Below are 17,973 nucleotides of genomic sequence, written 5' to 3'. Positions count from 1 at the left end.
GACGAACGGACGCTGCGACCGAAGCTAGCCGTCGCCCCCGCCTGCGCGGAGGCGAGGGTTATGGGGAACGTCCGCTCCCCATCCCCAAGCCGAACAGGTCAGAAGACGATCTGCGCGCGCATGCCGAAGGTGTCGACGCCATAGTCGCGGTCGGTGCCCGCCGCGATCACCGCGTCGCGATATTCGAGCCGCGCGTAATTGACCATGAAGCGCACATAGTCGATCGGCGTCCAGATCAGCGAGGCCATATAGCCATGCTGCTTGCCGCCATCGATGCCCGCGTCGTTGAGGTCGAGATGGTCGTAGCGCAGGTTCAGCTGCCACGCCCCCAGACCGCCGCTGCCCACCGGGTTCTTGACCTTCACTCCGCGGAACACGCCGCTGCGATAGCCGCGCGTATCGTCGGTCAGGAAGACGCCCGCCTCGACCGCGCCGCCGAAGAAGGTGGGATCGGCCGCGCCGGTGCGCCCGACCTTTTGCCAGAACGCCTCTGCCGCGCCGTGGAAACGTCCGCTGATGAAGGCGGCCTCGGCGCCATAGCCGGTTTCGGACTTCGCGCCGATGCTGGGTGTCGAGATAAAGCGAATATCGGCGGTGTGGACGAGCGGGCGCTGGCGATAGCGAACCGACGTCACGGTATCGCCCAGATCGCGCCAGTGCGCCGACGCGCCGAAGTGCAGCTGTGTGTCGCCCAGCTTCGGCGCGAACACGAGGCGTCCGTCGAGGCTGACCGACGAATTGCCGCTGTCGGACAGGTCGCCGAAATTGTCGGTGAACACGCCGCCCTGGACGATGACATCGCCCGTCGCGACCTCGCCCGACACTCCGACGCGGCGCTCGAACCCGAATGCGTCGGTGAAGGCCGCGCGTTCGATGAAGCTCGTGTCGTTGCTGCTCGACAATTCCTCGAGCCCCTGGAAATTGTTGTGCTGTCCCACCGTGACCTTGAGCGGCCCGTCCTTGTAGGTGAGGTGCGCGTCGGTCAGCTCTGCGTCACCCCCGGCGAAATCGGCCTCGAGCTTGTAGCCGAACCCGCCGGGGATCGTGCCCTCGACACCGAGACGGACGCGGCGCAGTTCGTTCGAAAAGCCGAGCGCGCGGTCGCTGATCGCGGAGGGGGCGCTGACATGGCCCGCGTCGACGAGGATGCGCCCGCGCGGCTTGAAGCTCCATCCGTCGGCGGTCTTGAGTTCGGGTGCGCCCTTCCAGCCGATTTCCGTGGCCGGTTTGGCGGTGACCGTCGGAGCGGGTGCGACGGGCGCCGGTGCCGGAACCGGGCTGGCGATCGCGCCGTCGAGCCGCGCTTCGAGCGTGTCGACCTTTGCCTTCAGCGCCGCGAGTTCGGCGCGCAATTCGGCCGCTTCCTCGGCGCTCAGCGCCTGTGCATGCGCGGTCGTCGGCGCAGCCAGCATCGTCGTGCCCAGCAGGGCGGCGGTCAGATATGCACGCATGTCGGGAAAGCTCCATTGCGATTAGATGACAGTCTCGCGGCGCCACTATGACGCCAAAATTACAATGTCGCGTCATTTGCATGACATTTTTGTTGCATCGGCGTTTTTCGCTGTCCGCTTGCACCGTCAGGACGAACGGTTAAGGACAGGCCAGTTTTTCTGCGCAACCAATCGGGAGACACTCATGACGATCAGATTTGACGGACGCGTGGCCATTGTCACCGGCGCCGGCGGCGGGCTCGGTCGCGCTTATGCGCTCGAACTGGCGCGCCGCGGCGCAAAGGTCGTCGTCAACGATCTGGGCGGCGCGCGCGACGGCACCGGCCATTCGGACGCCGCGCTGCAGGTCGTCGAGGAAATCCGCGCCGCGGGCGGCACCGCCATGTCGAACGGCGGCAGCGTCACCGAATATGACCAGATGGAAGAGATGGTCGCCAAGGCCAAGGAAGAATGGGGCGGCATCCACATCCTCATCAACAACGCGGGCATCCTGCGCGACAAGAGCTTCGCCAAGATGGAGCCCGCCGATTTCGACCTGGTCGTGAAGGTCCATCTGCTCGGCAGCGCCAATGTCACCAAGGCCTGCTGGGATCTGATGCGCGAGCAGGCCTATGGCCGCATCCTGATGACCGCATCGTCGACCGGGCTCTACGGCAATTTCGGGCAGGCCAATTATGGCGCCGCCAAGCTGGGGCTCGCCGGGCTGACCAAGACGCTCCATCTGGAGGGGGCGAAATATAATATCCGCTGCAACACGATCGCGCCGGTCGCGGGCACGCGGATGACCGAGGATATTTTCCCGCCCGAACTGTTCGACAAATTCACCCCCGAAAATGTCGTTCCCGCCGCGCTCTATCTGGTGAGCGAAAATGCGCCGACGAACATGATCGTCGGAGCGGGCGCCGGCGCCTTCCACGCCGCCTATGTCACCATGACCCCCGGCGTCGCGCTCCCCGAGGACGAACGCACGCCAGAGGGCGTCGCCGCGGCATGGGACAGGATCATCGATCGCAACGGCGAAACCGTCCCGCAATCGGGCAGCGAGCAATCGATGGCGGTGATGAAGGCGTTGCAGGCGCTGGGTTGAGGCATTTCGATCCTTCCTGTGCCGCAGGCATGGGGAGGTGGCAGCGGCGGAGCCGCTGACGGAGGGGCAATGGCGCAGACGTCGCTTGCCCCTCCACCACTCGCTGCGCGAGCGGTCCCCCTCCCCATCGCTTCGCGACAGGGAGGATAGCGCGCGCTTCACTGTATTGACACGGCAACACAGTTGGCGCATAGTCCGTGCGGGGCAAGGGGATCGGTCTAAGAAGGACGACCCCGATGTATAGTGAAAGCGACCTGCAAGCCGCGGTCGAAGCGAATGTGTTGACGCCGGAGGCCGCTGCGGCGTTCCGGTCGCATATCGCAACGGTGCGCGCAGCCCCCGGAGCGGACGAGGAATCCTTTCGCCTGCTCACCGGATTCAACGATATATTCGTCAGCATCGCGGCGGTCATCCTGCTCGTCGCGGTGGGCTGGATCGGCGAATCGATTCATCCGACGCTGGCCGGGCTCGGTGTTGCGGCCACCGCGTGGGGCCTTGCCGAATATTTCACGCGTCAACGCCGCATGGCGCTTCCCAGCATCGTGCTTGTCATTGCCTTTGCGGGCGGCGTGCTCGGATCGATGATCGGCTTCCTCGTCAAGCATGGCGAGGATATTTTCGGCCGCCAGCCCGCCGACGCGACGATTGCCCTGCTTGCCGCCACGATGGCGTTGATCACTGCTGGAGCGACCTGGGTCCACTGGCGGCGCTTCATGGTTCCGATCACCGTTGCGGCAGGAAGCGCCGCGCTTGCCGCGACAGCGATAGCGCTGATTCTCGCCGTGGTTGGTGGGGCGGGCGAACCCAATGTCGAGCTGCTGATGGCGCTCGTGCTCGTCGCGGGCCTTGGCGTCTTCACGCTCGCCATGTGGTGGGACCGCAGCGACCGCCTGCGTCAGACGCGGCGGAGCGACGTCGCATTCTGGCTCCACCTGCTCGCCGCGCCGATGATCGCGCATCCGATCTTTCACATGCTGGGCGTCACCGAGGGCGACGATATCACGAGCGCCGCCGCGATCCTCGTGGTCGGCATTTATGTGCTCTTCGGGATCGCCGCGCTGGCGATCGACCGCCGCGCGCTGCTCGTTTCGGCGCTCGCCTATGTGCTCGTCGCGATGACGCAATTGTTCCGCGAATTCGGTGCGGTCGAGCTCAACGTCGCGCTGACCGCCTTTGTCATCGGATCGGCGCTGCTGCTGCTGTCGGCCTTTTGGCAGAATGCGCGCGCGGCGGTGGTGTCGCTGTTGCCCGCGAACGTCGCCAACCAGCTTCCCGCGACGGTCAGTCCTCGACCAGCTTCATAAGCTTGCGTTCGACGGGGGCGAGTATGTTCGACAGCTCGTCCCCGCGCTTCAAAATCGCCCCGGCTTCGGAGACCAGCGCCCACATGCCCTGGCGGCTCCGCAAGGCGGGGCGTTTTTCTATGCGGTATTCGGGGCGCTCCGCCGCGCGGCGAAAGGCGGAAAAGATCGCGACGTCACGGTGGAAATCCATCGCATAGTCGCGCCACCGCCCCGCCGCGACCATGCGGCCGTAAAGGTCGAGGATGCGCGTGAGTTCGTGACGATCAAAGCCCGTTTGCTGCGGGATGGCCCGGCCGTTGGCCGGCCAGGGCGTGACAATTCCCATCAGTCGGCGGTCCCGCCTCCCTTGCGCCGCGGCGCGTCGGTGCGCGTGGCGGCTCTATCCCCGCCCTTTTCGGCCATCAGCGCGGCAAGTTGCTTCTGCAATTGTTCGAGCTGGCATTGCAGCAATTCCAGCTTCTGCGTCGCGGGATCGAAGGTTTCGTGGCAAGTGCCGTAGGGAACGAATTCGCGCGCATATTCGGTCGCGTCGACGAGCGTCGAGCGGGCCGGAATGCCGACCATCACCGCGCCTTCGGGCACATCCTTCGTCACCACCGCATTCGCCCCGATGCGCGCGCGCGGATGGACCGTGACGGGGCCGAGAATCTGCGCGCCCGACCCGACGATGACATCGTCGGACAGCGTCGGGTGCCGCTTGCCCGCGATTCCGTTCGCGGGATCGGTGCCGCCGAGCGTCACGCACTGATAGATGGTGACATTATCGCCGATCTCTGCCGTCTCGCCGATCACCGTAAAACCGTGGTCGATGAACAGGTGACGCCCGATCCTGGCACCCGGATGGATATCGATTCCGGTCAGCCAGCGCGCCAGGTGATTGACGAAGCGTGCGAGGAAAAACAGGTCGGCCTCGAACAGCCAGTGCGCGATGCGATGCATCCCCACCGCCAGCAAGCCCGGATAGAGCAGGATTTCCCAGCGCGACCGCGGCGCCGGATCGCGCCGCTTGATCGAATCCAGATAGGCGATCAGCCCTTTGAACATCGCATTGTCCCCTGCGACCCTATTTCTGTACCGATCAAGATAGATGTTCGCGCCGGGCTTTTCCACCCCCACCGCATTTTATTCGTCAACGACCGAACAATCCGACGCGAAAGAGCAACAATCCCTCGTTGCGCCAGCGCCGTTCGCCGTCGCGTGCGGCAATCGCCGCCGCCCATCGGTCGAGCATCAGCAGCGCACGCGCGCCGTGGAATTCGGCGCGGCGCGGCGCGGGGCCGCGCGCTTCGGCAAAGAGAAGGCGCGCGGCGGCGGCGTCGCTTTGCTGCACCGCGGCCCAGAGCAGTCCCCATCGCGCACCGCCCGCACCGCCGGAGAGCGCGAAAAGCGCCTCGCCGAATGCGCGCGCCGCCTCGGCACGCGTCGCCTCATCCTCTGCGAGCAACAATGCTTCGGCGGCATCGACCAGCGGAGCAAGATCGCCCTGCCCTCCCCATGTCGCCTGCAATTCGGCAAGCAGCGGCTCGCCCTTCGGCAAGGCGGCGGGATCGGCAGCGAGCAACCCCGTCATGTCGCGCCACCACGCGAGCTTGATCTGCCCGATGAGGGGTTCGGTTGCGTCGGCGAGGAGTTTGGTCAGCCGTTCGGCCAGCGCCCACAGCGCCGCCATCGCCGCGCGCCGCTCGCGCGGCACGGCGACCATCACGCGCGGGTCGCGGATGTCGGGGTAGTGATGTTCGCTCAGATCGACCATACGCCGGTCAGCCTATATGCCCAGGCCGTCATTGCGACCCCGGCGAAAGCCGGGGGAAGCAATCTCCAGCGTGCGGCTTGCCATACCGGCGGCTGGAGATTGCGTCGTCGCTTCGCTCCTCGCAATGACGAAGGAGATCAGCCGCGATTGCAGACCGCCTTCACCGCCGCGATCACGCGCGGCGTGTCGACGAGCGCCGCCTTTTCGAGATTGGCGGCGTAGGGCAGCGGCACATCCTCGTTGCACACGCGCGTCACCGGCGCGTCGAGGTCGTCGAAGCCCTGCTCCATCGCGACCATCGCGAGTTCGCTGGCGATCGAGCAGACCGGCCAGCCTTCCTCTACGATGACGAGGCGGTTGGTCTTTTTCAGGCTTTCGAGCACCGTCGCGGTGTCGAGCGGGCGCAAGGTGCGCAGGTCGATCACCTCGGCGTCGATCCCCTCGCCCGCCAGCGTGTCGGCGGCCTCGAGCGCGAGCCCGACGCCGATCGAATAGCTGACGATCGTGACATCGCTGCCTTCGCGCATGATGCGCGCCTTGCCGATCGGCAGCACATAGTCGGCGATGTCCGGAACTTCGAAGCTGCGGCCATAGAGCAGCTCGTTTTCGAGGAAGACGACCGGGTCTTCGCTGCGGATTGCGGCCTTCATCAGCCCCTTGGCGTCGGCGGCATCATAGGGCGCGATCACGATCAGCCCGGGGACGCTGGCATACCAGGGCGCATAATTCTGGCTGTGCTGCGCCGCGACGCGGCTCGCCGCGCCGTTGGGGCCGCGAAAGACGATCGGACAGCGCATCTGGCCGCCCGACATATAGTTGGTCTTCGCCGCCGAGTTGATGATGTGGTCGATCGCCTGCATCGCGAAGTTGAACGTCATGAACTCGATGATCGGACGCAGGCCGCCCATCGCGGCGCCTGCCCCTAGGCCGGCGAAGCCATATTCGGTGATCGGCGTGTCGACGACGCGCTTGTCGCCGAATTCCTGGAGCAGACCCTGCGTGACCTTGTACGCGCCCTGATATTCGGCGACTTCCTCGCCCATCACGAAGACGCGGTCGTCGGCGCGCATTTCTTCGGCCATCGCGTCGCGCAGCGCCTCGCGGACGGTGAGCTTCACCATCGCGGTCCCGGCGGGGATTGCGGGGTCGGACGCGCGTTCGGCCGCTACGGGCTTTTCGGCCGCGGGGGCCGCAGCCGGTACGGGTTCGGCGGCCTTGGATTCCTCGGCCGGTGCGGGCGCCGGAGCCGCCACAGGTGCCGCCGCTTCTTCCCCGTCGCCGGTGATCGTCGCGATCACGGTGCCGACCTTCACATTGTCAGTCCCTTCGGCGACCAGGATCTGGCCGATCGTGCCTTCGTCAATTGCTTCGAATTCCATCGTCGCCTTGTCGGTCTCGATCTCGGCCAGAATGTCGCCCGATTTGACCTCGTCGCCTTCCTTGACGAGCCACTTGGCGAGCGTGCCTTCTTCCATCGTCGGCGACAGTGCCGGCATCTTCAGTTCGATCGCCATCTCAATATTGCTCCACCAGCACGTCGGTATAGAGTTCGGAAAGTTCGGGTTCGGGCGCGCTTTCGGCAAAATCGGCAGCTTCGGCGACGACCTGGCGGATTTCCTTGTCGATTTCCTTGATCCGGTCTTCGGAAATTCCGGCTTCGACCATCAGTTTCTTGAGGCCTTCGATCGAATCGCTCTTGTCGCGCACCGCCTGCACCTCTTCGCGGCTGCGATATTTGGCGGGGTCGGACATCGAGTGGCCGCGATAACGATAGGTCTTGAGTTCCATCAGCACCGGGCCCTTGCCCGCGCGCACCCATTCGAGCGCCGCTTCGGCCGCGCCGCGCACCGCGAGCACGTCCATGCCGTCGACCTGCATGCCGGGGATGCGGAAGCTTTCGCCGCGGCGATAGAGCTGGTCCTCGGCGCTGCTGCGGTTGACCGAAGTGCCCATCGCATATTGGTTGTTCTCGATCACGAAGATGATCGGCAGCTTCCACAGCTCGGCCATGTTGAAGCTTTCATAGACCTGGCCCTGGTTCGCCGCGCCGTCGCCGAAATAGGCCATCGCCACCCCGCCGTCGCCGCGATATTTGTGCGCGAAGGCAAGGCCGGTGCCGAGCGAGACCTGCGCGCCGACGATGCCGTGGCCGCCATAGAATTTATGCTCGACGCTGAACATGTGCATCGAGCCGCCCTTGCCCTTCGAGATGCCGGCCTGGCGCCCCGTCAGTTCGGCCATGATGACCTTTGGATCGATGCCATAGGCGAGCATGTGGCCGTGGTCGCGATAGCCGGTAATCACGCTGTCCTTGTCGCCGTCGAGCGCCGACTGAAGGCCGACCGCGACCGCTTCCTGGCCGATATAAAGGTGGCAGAACCCGCCGATCAGGCCGAGGCCGTAAAGCTGCCCCGCCTTTTCCTCGAAGCGGCGGATGAGCAGCATTTCGCGATAGAAGGTCTCCAGCTCCTCGGGCGTCGCGTCATAGGGCGCGGGATCGCGCGGCTTGTCGCGGTTGGATGCGGGAGCGGGGGTTGCAGCGACTTTTTTTGGCGCGGCAGTCTTGCGCGCGGGTGCTTTGGCCAAGGCGGTTTCCTTTGCGATTAGCCGTTACGGCATGGGTCCCTATAGGACCGGCGCATCGCTTTTGGCAACGGCCCGGACAGCAGAATTGCGCTGTCTTACGTATGCAGCATGATGCAGCGCCGAACGGCGAGGCTACTCCGCCTCGGGCTCCATCGGGATCGCGATTTCGTCGGGGTGCATGACCCCCAATTTGCCGCGCACATATTCGTCGGCAAGGTCGGGGTCGACGCGGCGCCGGTCAAGCAGATTGACCCGGTTCTGAAGCTCGTTCTGCTTCTTGGTCAGCTCGGACAGGATGACGCGCTTTTTCTCGACCGACTGGCTGTAGTCACCCCAGGCGTAGAGCCCGGTCGGGCCGAGGATGATATAGCCGATCATCGCCAGCACCGCGATCAGCGCAATCGCGGGACCGAATGCCCGGCTCATCGATTTGCGAAACTTGTGGCGCTGCGTCATCCCGGCCCTTGAATCAGAGTTGATTCGTGGCGTCAAGGCATCAATACCCTATTCTCGTCATCCCGGCGAAGGCCGGGGCCCCATCCCGTCGGGTTGACGCACCGGGGAGATCCCGGCCGTCGCCAAGATGACGAATTGGGCGCTTGGCTCAGCCGAAAATCGACGCGCCCGGATAACGCGCCATCTCGCCCAGCTCTTCCTCGATACGGATCAGCTGGTTATACTTCGCGAGCCGGTCCGAACGCGCGAGGCTGCCGGTCTTGATCTGGCCGCAGTTGGTCGCGACCGCAAGGTCGGCGATCGTCGAATCCTCGGTCTCGCCCGAACGGTGCGACATCACCGCGGTGTAGCGCGCACGGTGCGCCATATCGACCGCGTCGAGCGTTTCGGACAGCGTACCGATCTGGTTGACCTTGACGAGCAGCGAGTTGGCGAGGCCGTCCTTGATCCCCTGCTCCAGCCGCAGCGGGTTGGTGACGAACAGGTCATCGCCGACGAGCTGGCACTTGTCGCCGACGAGGTCGGTGAGCGCCTTCCAGCCGGTGAAGTCGTCTTCGCTCATCCCGTCCTCGATCGACTTGATCGGATAGTCGTTGACGAGCGCCGCCAGATATTCGGCCATTTTCTCGGGGGTCAGCGACAGGCTCTCGCCGCTGATTTCATATTTGCCGTTCCTGAAAAACTCGGTCGCGGCGCAGTCGAGCGCGAGCACGACGTCGCTGCCGAGCTTGAAACCCGCCTGATCGACCGAGGCCGCGATGAAATCGAGCGCGTCGCGCGTCGAGGCGAGGTTCGGGGCAAAACCGCCCTCGTCGCCGACCGCGGTCGCGAGGCCCTTTTGCGCGAGACCTTTCTTCAGCGTGTGGAAAATCTCGCTGCCCCAGCGCACGGCCTCGGCAATGCTGCCCGCGCCGACGGGCATGATCATGAATTCCTGCACGTCGATCGGATTGTCGGCATGTTCGCCGCCGTTGATGATGTTCATCATCGGCACCGGCAGGGTGCGCGCCGAAACGCCGCCGACATAGCGGTAGAGCGGCAGGCCGCGCGCGTCGGCTGCCGCCTTTGCAGCCGCAAGGCTGACGCCGAGGATTGCGTTGGCGCCGAGGCGACCCTTGTTGGGGGTGCCGTCGAGGTCGATCATCGCCATATCGAGTTCGCGCTGATCCTCGGCCTCGAGGCCGATCAGCGTCTCGGCGATCTCGCCATTCACTGCGGCGACCGCCTTCGTGACGCCCTTGCCAAGATAACGCGCCTTGTCGCCGTCGCGCAGTTCGACCGCCTCGTGCGCGCCGGTCGACGCGCCCGAGGGCACGGCGGCGCGGCCAAAACTGCCGTCTTCGAGGAGGACATCGACCTCGACCGTCGGATTGCCCCGGCTGTCGAGAATTTCGCGGCCGTGGATGTCGATGATGGCGGTCATGGGCAATGTCCTGCTGCGCCGCCAGCGGCGGCCGGGATTGATGAGCGCCCGCCCCTTATCGGCGCCCCGCCCCTGTGGCAATATGCATAGGAATTTTGCTGCGCTATGGAACCAAAAGGCGCGCCTTGCTATATATTGATGTAGGACCAAAAAGGGATGGACATGGCCCGCACCGACCCGCTGGCGTGACGCCCGAACGATAAGAAAGAGGACAAGTCGATGGCCAAAGCCGCTACTCCCGCGACAAAGAAAGCCGCACCGCGCCCCAGAGCCCCTGCAAAGGCCGGCGCGACCAAGGCCGCGCCCGCGCGCAAGCCCGTGAAAGCCAAGGCCGCGACAGCGCATCCGATCCGCGACCAGCTCGCCGCGACGCGCGACACGATCAAGTCCGAAGCCTCGAAAAAGGCCGCTTCGCTGAAGGGCGAGGCGACGACGTTGAAGAATCAGGCCTCGGCCAAGGCGCGCGACGCCGCGGCCAAGGGCAAGGACAAGGCCGCCGAAGCGGTCGGCAGCCTCGCCAAGCTGCTCGAAGACAGCGCGGGCACCGTCGACAGCAAATTCGGCAAGCAATATGGCGACTATGCCCGGTCGGCCGCCGCGACCGTCGCGGGCCTCGCCTCGACGCTCGACAAGAAGGATCTCGACGAGCTTGCCGCTTCGACCCGCGACATGGTCAAGAAGAACCCGGCCATTGCCGTCGGCGCCGCCACGGTGATCGGCTTTGTGCTTGCCCGGATGCTCAAGGGTGGATCGAATAACGACTGATCCGACATTGTCATCCGAACCCAACGTCCCGCCCCCTGAACCGGACGCGCCGACCTTTGGCGACGTCAGCCACGGCTATGCGCCGAAAGGACGCCCGCAAACTCCGCCGCCGGTGCCGCTGAAAGACATTGTGCGCGATGTCGTCGATGATCTGTCGGCGACCGCCAAGGCGGAACTGGCGCTGCTTGAAGCGCGCGGCGCGCTGGCGGGGCACGGCATCAAATGGGCGTCGGCGTGGGGCTTTGTCGCGGCGTGCGCGCTGCTCGTCGCGATGCTGGCGGTCGCCTTTGGTGCGATCCTTGTGCTGGCGCCGCGCGTCGGCCCGCTCGCCGCGACGCTGATCGTCGTGCTGGCGCTGCTTGGCCTCGCCGCCATCGCCGCGTGGCGCGCGAAACGCAGCGCGGCGGACGTTCGCACCGCCTTTCGCAGCGACCTGATGCACGAAACGGGGGACGAATAATGCCGGGAACACGCGCGCGCCTGATCAACGCCGTCCGCCGGTCGATGATCCAGCGCGCCGAGTTGCAACGCAAGATCGGGACCGCCCGCGATGCGTTCAAACCCGCCGCACTCGTCGATCGCGGCAAATATCGGCTGAGCACGGCCATCAACGACACGGCCAAAGTCGCACGCGACGAATTTCGCGCCAACCGCCTGCCGATCACGCTTGCGGCAATCGCGGGGGTCGCGTGGCTGCTGCGCGAGCCGATCAGGGAATATGCGCCGCGTGCTGCGTCGCGCCTGCGCGACCTGGTCGATGGTGCCGTCGACAAATTTCGCCCCGGCGACGCGGGGCCGACCGATGACGAGATATTGGAGAATGACGATGAAACCGCTGAGTGAAACCGCCCGTGAAACCACCGCGAAGATGAGTGAAGTTGCGCAGAAAGCCGCCGATAATGCCAAGGCGACCGCCGAAACGGCGCGCGTGCGGCTGCAGGACGGATACGACCGCGCGCGCACCGCGACGAGCGAGTTGGCCGCGAAAGGACGCGAGCAGGCCGATGCCGCGCGCGAGGCCGCCGGCGAAGCGCTCGAAAAGGGCAAGGCGCAGGCCAAGCGCGCCAACAGCAAGCTCAAGGATATTGCCGAAGACCAACCTCTGACGCTGCTGGCCGGTGCTGCGGCGATCGGCGCGCTCCTCGGCTCGCTGATCCCGAAGCGGCGCGACTAGTTTCCCACGATACTTGCCGTTACGGCGCGCCGCTGATAGGGGGCGCCACCTCCCCTCCCCGCGCTACACGGCAAGGATTGCATCGATGAGCAAATTGCACCTGGTTTTCGGCGGCCGCGTCAGCGACCCGCAGGGCCTCGATTTCGTCGACCTCGAAAAGCTCGACGTCGTCGGTCTGTTCCCCGACTATAAGTCGGCCGAAAAGGCCTGGCGCAGCGCCGCCCAGCGCACCGTCGACGACGCCGAAATGAAATATGTCGTCGTCCACCTGCACAAGCTGTTGCAGCCCGACGCGGAATAGGAGCGGTCAGGCGACGTAGCCGCGTCGCCCCCCGCGAAGGCGGCGGCGCCAGCACAGCGAAGCGCAAGGCCGATTGCAGCCCCCGCCTTCGCGGGGGTGACGATCAGTCAGCGGAAATTGTCGGCGTAGGCCTGGATCTTCAGCTTGCGCTCGGGCGTCGGGATGACCTCGGCATCGATCCCATAGCGCACGGCATAGGCCACCGCCTCGTCGCGCGTCGCGAAAGTCAGGCGAATCTGGCGGCGCGTGTCGCCGCTTCCGGCCCAGCCCATCAGCGGGTCGGCCTTGCGCGCCTCGGCGGGCGCAAATTCGAGCATCCAGCGGTCGGTCCCGGCACGCCCCGACTGCATCGCATTCTTGGGCTTCTGGAATATCCGCGCTTTCATTGGGTCCATCCTGAACTGGCTACCGATGGCGCCGCCTTAGCGCCAAGCGCAGTGCGCGAAAAGAGGAAAGGCGCCACCCTTCATCCTCGCCACGCTGGATCAAGGCGGCGACTGCTCCCTCGCACGAGAAAGGTGCTCCCCGGCGAAAGCCGGCGCCCAAGCGGCGCAGCGCTATCCCGCGCTGGACCCCGGCTTTCGCCGGGGAACAGCCTTTTGGCGATGGGTAGGATACCGGTCACGCGCCTGTCAGATATGGCGGCTATTGCGCATCGCGCCGCGCCTGCGCCGCCTTGGTCATCAGGGTCGGGCGCGCGCTTGCGGGGTCGTCGGGCCAGGGGTGCTTCGGATAGCGACCGCGCATCTCTTTCGCGACCTCGTGCCAGCTCCCCGCCCAGAAGGACGGCAGGTCGCGGCTCGTCTGGATCGGGCGGTGCGCGGGCGAGGTGAGCGCGAGGACGAGCGGCACCGGCGGCTCGCCGATCGTCGGGTGCCGCGTCAGCCCGAACATTTCCTGCACGCGCACACTGACCGTCGGCCCCGCCTCGGCGCCATAGTCGATGGCATGGCGGCTGCCCGCGGGGGTCGCATAGTCGGCGGGCGCGAGCTTTTCGAGCCGCTGGCGCGCCGACCAGTCGAGCAGTCCCATCAGCGCGTCGACCAGCCTGCCGTCGCCGATGTCGCGCAGCCCGCGGCATCTTTCGAGCAGCGGCGCGAGCCAGAGGTCGAGGCTGTCGGCGAGCGCGGGGGCCGATAGCGTGTCGATCCCTGCGAAAGAGGCGCGTTGGCGCAGCGCCTGCGACGCCGGTCCCCAGCCGATCAGCCCCAGCCCCCTGTCGCGCACCGCCGCGAGCCGCACCCCAATATCGTCGGCGGCGGCGCTTTCGCGCGGAGCCTTGCCGCTCGCGAGCGCAATCGCACCAAGCCGCCGCTCGCGCCGATGATCGACACGGTCGGCGGCGGCATCATAGCTGCTCGCGGCGTGCTGGACGATCTGGCCCGCGAACAAGGCCTCGACCTCGGCCGCGTCGACCGGCGCGGCGGCGAGGATGCGCACGCCCGCGGCATGGCCCTGCGCATCGGCAATCGCGAGCCATTCGCTGCCCGCGAGCTGTTCGGCGGGGTCGATGCGATAGGCGCGGCCGCCGACGCTGAGATATTCGCCGCGCTGTCCCGCGCGTTGCCGCGCGACGCGATCGGGCCAGGCGGTCGCGATCCAGCCGCCGAGCGTGCGCGGTTCGGCGACGGCGTCGCGGGGAGCCTGCCGGGTCGCCAGCGCGGCTAGGCGTTTGGCAAGACGTGCGGCGCCCTCGGCGCGCTCGCCGCGCGTCGCTCGCCACCGTCCGAGCCGCGCTTCGACATCGACGTTGCGTCCGCCAAGCCCCGGCTCGGTCAGCAACACCGCGAGCCGGCCGGCCAACTCCCCTTCCCCGGCGCACGCCGCTTCGATCAGCATATGCGCGAGCGGGACGGGAAGCGGGATCGCGGCAAGCGCCTGGCCGTGCGCGGTGATCCGCCCGTCGCCGCCGAGCGCCCCGATCGCCTGCAACCGCGTCTTGGCGTCGGCCACGGATGCGGGCGACGGCGGATCGAGCCAGCCGAGCTGGCGCGGATCGATAATCCCCCAGCTCGCACAGTCGAGCACGACGGGCATCAGGTCGCTCTCGTGAATCTCGGGCGGGTCGAAGGGCGGCATCCCCGCGGTCGCCGCGGCCTCCCACAAACGATAGGCGACGCCCGGTCCCTGCCGCGCCGCGCGCCCGGCGCGCTGCGTCGCCGACGCCTGGCTCGCGCGCTCGGTCACCAGCCGCGAAATCCCCGCCGCCTTGTCGAAACGCGGGCGGCGCGACAGGCCGGCGTCGATGACGATGCGCACGCCGTCGATCGTCAGGCTGGTTTCGGCGATGCTCGTCGCGAGGATCAGCTTGCGGTGGCGCGCAGGATCGCGCACGAGCGCCTTGCGCTGAAGCGCGGGGTCGATCTGGCCGTGCAACCGGTGAACGACAAGCGGCAGTCCCGACGCCTCGACCGCTGCGGCGGCGCGCTCGATGTCCGCGACGCCGGGAAGAAAGGCGAGCATGTCGCCCTCGTCTTCCTCCGCCATCGCTTGCCGTACTGCCGCCAGAACCGACGCTTCGAGCCGGTCTTCGGCGCGGCGGCCGATGTGGCGCAGATCGAGCGGCCAGCTTCGCCCCTCGCTCTTCACCACCGGCGCGTCGCCAAGCAGCGCGCCGAAGCGTGCGCCGTCGAGCGTCGCCGACATGGCGAGCAGGCGGATCTCGTCGCGCAAGCCCTGCTGCGTATCCACCGCCAGCGCGAGCGCGAAATCGCTGTCGAGGCTGCGTTCGTGAACCTCGTCGAACAGCACCGCCGACACGCCCGCAAGCTCGGGATCGGCGAGGATGCGGTTGCGGAACAGCCCCGGCGTCATCACGAGCAGCCGCGTCGCCGCCGACTGCTTGCTGTCGAGCCGCGTCGCATAGCCGATCCTGCCGCCGACCGGCTCGCCCATCTCCTCGGCGATGCGTTCGGCGGCAGCGCGCGCGGCAAGCCGGCGCGGCGACAGCAGCCACACCTGCCCCTTGCACCACGGCTGGTCGAGCAGCGCGGGGGCGACGCGCGTCGTCTTGCCCGCGCCCGGCGGCGCGACAACGACGACATTGGGCTTGAGCAGCAGCGCCGCGAGAATGTCGGGCAGTACCGCGTCGATGGGAAGCAGGGTTCGCGTCATGTCCGCCTTGCAGGATTGCCCAGTTCAAGGTTCAGACGATAGGCCTCGGCCGCGAGCCGCGCGACGGCTTCGGCCGTCACCTCGGTCCCTTCGGTCATCACCAGATTGCCGAGTTCATATTTCCCGCTCACCTTGATCCGGGGGTCGAACTCGCGCAGCCTTTTACCGCGCCAGAAACCCAGCAGCACACGATGTTCCTCGGCGCGGATCAGGATGCACGGTCCGTTCGCCATGAACACCAGATTGGTCCATTTGATTGTTTCGTCGAAGGGCGCGGCCGCCATGATCGCCGCGCGCATCATTTCGCAGCGTTCAAACTGCCAGCCGGAAAGCGCCGCGATATAGGCGTCGGGGCTTTCGACCGCTGGCCCCATCATTGGCATCATCCGTTCCCCCCAAAAGCCCCTCCCCTTCGGGGGAGGGATTGCGGGTAATCTAATAAGCGCGCGCGACCGCAAAGGCGACCGCTTCGGTCAGCGCGGCCTTCGCCTGGCTCGGGCGGAAGCCGCCGATCGCATCGACTGCGCGCTGGCCATAGTGGCGCGCGCGCGCGAGTGTGTCGGCGATCGCGTCATGCTTGTGGAGCAGCGTGGTCGCATGGGCGAGATCCTCGTCCGATGCGCGGTGGCCGACGATCGCCTGTTTCCAGAAGTCGCGTTCCTCGGGCGTGCCACGCGCGTAGGCGAGGATGACGGGCAGCGTCACCTTGCCGTCGCGAAAGTCGTCGCCGACGCCCTTCCCCATCGTCTCCGCGTCCGAAACATAGTCGATCGCATCGTCGACGAGCTGGAAGGCGATGCCAAGGTTGCGGCCATAGGCGTCGAGCGCCGCTTCGGTCGCCTCGTCGCGCTCGGCGACGACCGCGGCGATCTTGCACGCCGCGGCGAACAGCTCGGCGGTCTTGGCGTTGATGATCGCGAGATACTGGTCCTCGCTCGTCTCGATCCGCCGCTGGGCGGAGAGCTGGTTGACCTCTCCCTCGGCGATCACTGCGGAGGCACGGCTCAATATCTTGAGCACCTTGAGCGAGCCGTCCTCGACCATCACCTCGAAGGCGCGGCTGAACAGGAAATCGCCGACGAGCACCGACGCGCTGTTGCCCCAGATGAGGTTCGCGGTCTTGCGCCCGCGGCGCAGGTCCGACCCGTCGACGACATCATCGTGGAGCAGGGTCGCGGTGTGGATGAATTCGACCGCCGCGGCGAGCTTGCAGTGGCGTCGGCCCGGATAGTCGAGCAATCGCCCGCAGGCGAGCGTCAGCATCGGCCGCATCCGTTTCCCGCCGCCGGCGATCAGATGCCCCGCAAGCTCGGGGATCAGCGGCACTTCGGACTGCATCCGATCGAGGATGACCGCGTTGACCTCGTTCATGTCGGCGGCGACAAGCGCCATCATCGGATCGAGCGAAGGCGGCTTCTCTCCGTGAAGCTGGTGGATATCGGCTGTCATGACGTGCGCTGCCTTGGCCGTGCACCGGCGAATTTGCAACGACTTTCGGCTTGCCAGCGCCCCCTTCGCGGTGCCAAGCGTGCCCGGCCAGAGGGAGGAAGGCGCATGAACGACGAGTTGAGCCGCTATCGACAGAGCATCGACAATATCGACGCCGCGCTCGTCTATATGCTCGCCGAGCGGTTCAAGGTGACCAAGGCGGTGGGCGAACTCAAGGCGCGCATCGACCTGCCCCCTGCCGACCCCGACCGCGAGGCGCGCCAGATCGACCGGCTGCGCTCCCTGGCGCGCGAGGCCGACCTCGACCCCGAATTCAGCGAGAAGTTCCTGCGCTTCATCATCGACGAGGTGATCCGCCATCACGAACATCTGAAGCGCGAGGCGGGTGCTTGACGCTCGATCACCCGATCTTCGCGCGCTGGCCCGCAGAGCATCCCGATCGCCTGCAGCTTTTTTCGGCGCCGACGCCGAATGGCGTGAAGGTCGGCATCATGCTGGAGGAATGCGGGCTCCCCTATGAACCGCACCGCATCGACATCGGCGCGAACGAAAGCCACGACCCCGCCTTCCTGGCGCTCAACCCCAACGGCAAGATTCCGGCGATCTACGACCCCGACGGGCCGAACGGTTCGCCGCTGGCGCTGTTCGAATCGGGCGCGATCCTGCTCTACCTCGCCGACAAATGCGGCCGGTTCATCGCCGCCGATCCCAATGCACGGTATGCGACGATCCAGTGGGTGATGTGGCAGATGGGCGGCGTCGGGCCGATGTTCGGCCAGCTCGGCTTTTTCCACAAGTTCGCGGGCCGCGACTTTGAGGACAAGCGCCCGCGCGACCGCTACGCCGCCGAATCCGCGCGGCTGCTTGGCGTGCTCGACGAACGGCTGGCGACGCGGGCGTGGGTGATGGGCGATGATTACAGCATCGCCGATATTTCGCTGCTCGGCTGGGTGCGCAATCTGATCGGATTTTACGAGGCCGCGGAGATCGTCGGGTTCGCACGGTTCGGCAATGTCAGGCGCTGGCTCGATGCGGGGCTGGCAAGACCGGGGGTGCAGCGCGGGCTGGTGGTGACGGCGGCCTGACGCCGATTGCCGGTCGGTCGCGGAC

At 66.5% G+C, this 17,973-nt stretch carries 21 protein-coding genes; 9 read left to right on the top strand and 12 right to left on the bottom strand.

Annotation, left to right across the window (positions count from 1 at the left end; translation table 11 throughout):
* Positions 1–98: 98 nt before the first annotated feature.
* The gene (locus tag JI743_RS00770) at positions 99–1,451 is read right to left on the bottom strand and encodes an OprO/OprP family phosphate-selective porin (RefSeq protein WP_201924986.1); all 1,353 of its coding nucleotides are present in this window, start codon (positions 1,449–1,451) and stop codon (positions 99–101) included.
* Between the two features lie 184 nt (positions 1,452–1,635).
* On the opposite strand from JI743_RS00770, the gene JI743_RS00765 reads away from it, so the two are divergent.
* Together JI743_RS00765 and JI743_RS00760 are read left to right on the top strand one after the other, a co-directional pair.
* Positions 1,636–2,538 carry an SDR family oxidoreductase gene (locus tag JI743_RS00765; RefSeq protein ID WP_201924984.1) on the top strand — a complete coding sequence of 301 codons (903 nt, stop codon included), beginning with the start codon at positions 1,636–1,638 and terminating at the stop codon, positions 2,536–2,538.
* Positions 2,539–2,774: 236 nt separating this feature from the next.
* Positions 2,775–3,842, top strand: coding sequence for a hypothetical protein (locus JI743_RS00760; RefSeq protein WP_201924982.1), 1,068 nt, complete (start codon positions 2,775–2,777; stop codon positions 3,840–3,842).
* On the opposite strand, the gene JI743_RS00755 is transcribed toward JI743_RS00760, so the two are convergent.
* From JI743_RS00755 to eno, 7 genes are all read right to left on the bottom strand, one after another.
* Positions 3,820–4,167 carry a DUF2794 domain-containing protein gene (locus JI743_RS00755; RefSeq protein ID WP_201924979.1) on the bottom strand — a complete coding sequence of 116 codons (348 nt, stop codon included), beginning with the start codon at positions 4,165–4,167 and terminating at the stop codon, positions 3,820–3,822. The two genes, JI743_RS00760 and JI743_RS00755, sit on opposite strands and share 23 nt — an antisense overlap.
* Positions 4,167–4,886 carry a serine O-acetyltransferase EpsC gene (gene epsC / locus JI743_RS00750; RefSeq protein ID WP_201924977.1) on the bottom strand — a complete coding sequence of 240 codons (720 nt, stop codon included), beginning with the start codon at positions 4,884–4,886 and terminating at the stop codon, positions 4,167–4,169. The genes JI743_RS00755 and epsC overlap by 1 nt, the downstream gene beginning before the upstream one ends.
* 85 nt (positions 4,887–4,971) lie before the next feature.
* Positions 4,972–5,595 (bottom strand): hypothetical protein, encoded by a 624-nt coding sequence (locus JI743_RS00745; protein WP_201924975.1) that lies wholly within the window; start codon positions 5,593–5,595, stop codon positions 4,972–4,974.
* Positions 5,596–5,732: 137 nt separating this feature from the next.
* Positions 5,733–7,109, bottom strand: a complete 1,377-nt coding sequence (locus tag JI743_RS00740) for a pyruvate dehydrogenase complex E1 component subunit beta (RefSeq protein ID WP_201924973.1) — start codon at positions 7,107–7,109, stop codon at positions 5,733–5,735.
* A gap of 1 nt (position 7,110) precedes the next feature.
* On the bottom strand, positions 7,111–8,181 hold the full coding sequence (gene pdhA / locus JI743_RS00735) for a pyruvate dehydrogenase (acetyl-transferring) E1 component subunit alpha (RefSeq protein WP_201924972.1): 1,071 nt from the start codon (positions 8,179–8,181) through the stop codon (positions 7,111–7,113).
* Positions 8,182–8,313: 132 nt separating this feature from the next.
* Positions 8,314–8,637: an FtsB family cell division protein gene (locus JI743_RS00730; RefSeq protein WP_201924970.1), complete on the bottom strand. Its 324-nt coding sequence runs from the start codon at positions 8,635–8,637 to the stop codon at positions 8,314–8,316.
* Positions 8,638–8,785: 148 nt separating this feature from the next.
* Positions 8,786–10,060, bottom strand: coding sequence for a phosphopyruvate hydratase (gene eno, locus JI743_RS00725; protein ID WP_201924968.1), 1,275 nt, complete (start codon positions 10,058–10,060; stop codon positions 8,786–8,788).
* A 219-nt stretch (positions 10,061–10,279) separates the two neighbouring features.
* Between eno and JI743_RS00720 the strand changes: the two genes are divergently transcribed.
* The 5 genes from JI743_RS00720 (at position 10,280) to JI743_RS00700 (ending at position 12,300) form a co-directional block, all read left to right on the top strand.
* Positions 10,280–10,825, top strand: coding sequence for a hypothetical protein (locus tag JI743_RS00720; RefSeq protein ID WP_201924966.1), 546 nt, complete (start codon positions 10,280–10,282; stop codon positions 10,823–10,825).
* Positions 10,806–11,285 carry a phage holin family protein gene (locus tag JI743_RS00715; RefSeq protein ID WP_330901882.1) on the top strand — a complete coding sequence of 160 codons (480 nt, stop codon included), beginning with the start codon at positions 10,806–10,808 and terminating at the stop codon, positions 11,283–11,285. The genes JI743_RS00720 and JI743_RS00715 overlap by 20 nt, the downstream gene beginning before the upstream one ends.
* Positions 11,285–11,668: a hypothetical protein gene (locus tag JI743_RS00710; protein ID WP_201924964.1), complete on the top strand. Its 384-nt coding sequence runs from the start codon at positions 11,285–11,287 to the stop codon at positions 11,666–11,668. Before JI743_RS00715 ends, JI743_RS00710 begins: the two co-directional genes overlap by 1 nt.
* Positions 11,652–11,999, top strand: a complete 348-nt coding sequence (locus JI743_RS00705) for a hypothetical protein (protein WP_201924963.1) — start codon at positions 11,652–11,654, stop codon at positions 11,997–11,999. Before JI743_RS00710 ends, JI743_RS00705 begins: the two co-directional genes overlap by 17 nt.
* Positions 12,000–12,084: 85 nt before the next feature.
* Positions 12,085–12,300 (top strand): DUF4170 domain-containing protein, encoded by a 216-nt coding sequence (locus JI743_RS00700; RefSeq protein WP_201924961.1) that lies wholly within the window; start codon positions 12,085–12,087, stop codon positions 12,298–12,300.
* Positions 12,301–12,407: 107 nt separating this feature from the next.
* Here JI743_RS00700 and JI743_RS00695 read toward each other — a convergent pair whose 3' ends face one another.
* The 4 genes from JI743_RS00695 to JI743_RS00680 all read right to left on the bottom strand — a co-directional run bounded on the left by JI743_RS00695 (position 12,408) and on the right by JI743_RS00680 (position 16,863).
* Positions 12,408–12,686, bottom strand: coding sequence for an ETC complex I subunit (locus tag JI743_RS00695; protein ID WP_201927191.1), 279 nt, complete (start codon positions 12,684–12,686; stop codon positions 12,408–12,410).
* A gap of 259 nt (positions 12,687–12,945) precedes the next feature.
* A complete protein-coding gene (hrpB, locus tag JI743_RS00690; RefSeq protein ID WP_201924959.1) occupies positions 12,946–15,414 on the bottom strand; it encodes an ATP-dependent helicase HrpB in 2,469 nt (822 codons plus the stop codon).
* The gene (locus tag JI743_RS00685; protein ID WP_236659647.1) at positions 15,411–15,800 is read right to left on the bottom strand and encodes a DUF1801 domain-containing protein; all 390 of its coding nucleotides are present in this window, start codon (positions 15,798–15,800) and stop codon (positions 15,411–15,413) included. The genes hrpB and JI743_RS00685 overlap by 4 nt, the downstream gene beginning before the upstream one ends.
* A 49-nt stretch (positions 15,801–15,849) precedes the next feature.
* The gene (locus JI743_RS00680; protein ID WP_201924957.1) at positions 15,850–16,863 is read right to left on the bottom strand and encodes a polyprenyl synthetase family protein; all 1,014 of its coding nucleotides are present in this window, start codon (positions 16,861–16,863) and stop codon (positions 15,850–15,852) included.
* A 105-nt stretch (positions 16,864–16,968) separates the two neighbouring features.
* Here JI743_RS00680 and JI743_RS00675 point away from each other — a divergent pair, with 105 nt between their 5' ends.
* Positions 16,969–17,256, top strand: coding sequence for a chorismate mutase (locus tag JI743_RS00675; protein WP_201924955.1), 288 nt, complete (start codon positions 16,969–16,971; stop codon positions 17,254–17,256).
* A complete protein-coding gene (locus JI743_RS00670; RefSeq protein WP_201924952.1) occupies positions 17,253–17,948 on the top strand; it encodes a glutathione S-transferase N-terminal domain-containing protein in 696 nt (231 codons plus the stop codon). Before JI743_RS00675 ends, JI743_RS00670 begins: the two co-directional genes overlap by 4 nt.
* Positions 17,949–17,973 lie beyond the last annotated feature (25 nt).

Origin of the sequence: Sphingopyxis jiangsuensis (assembly GCF_016734905.1) — a bacterium.
Classification (GTDB): Bacteria; Pseudomonadota; Alphaproteobacteria; order Sphingomonadales; family Sphingomonadaceae; genus Sphingopyxis; species Sphingopyxis jiangsuensis.
The sequence above is the reverse complement of the archived record's forward strand: the minus strand, read 5'-3'. Positions and strand labels throughout refer to the sequence as shown.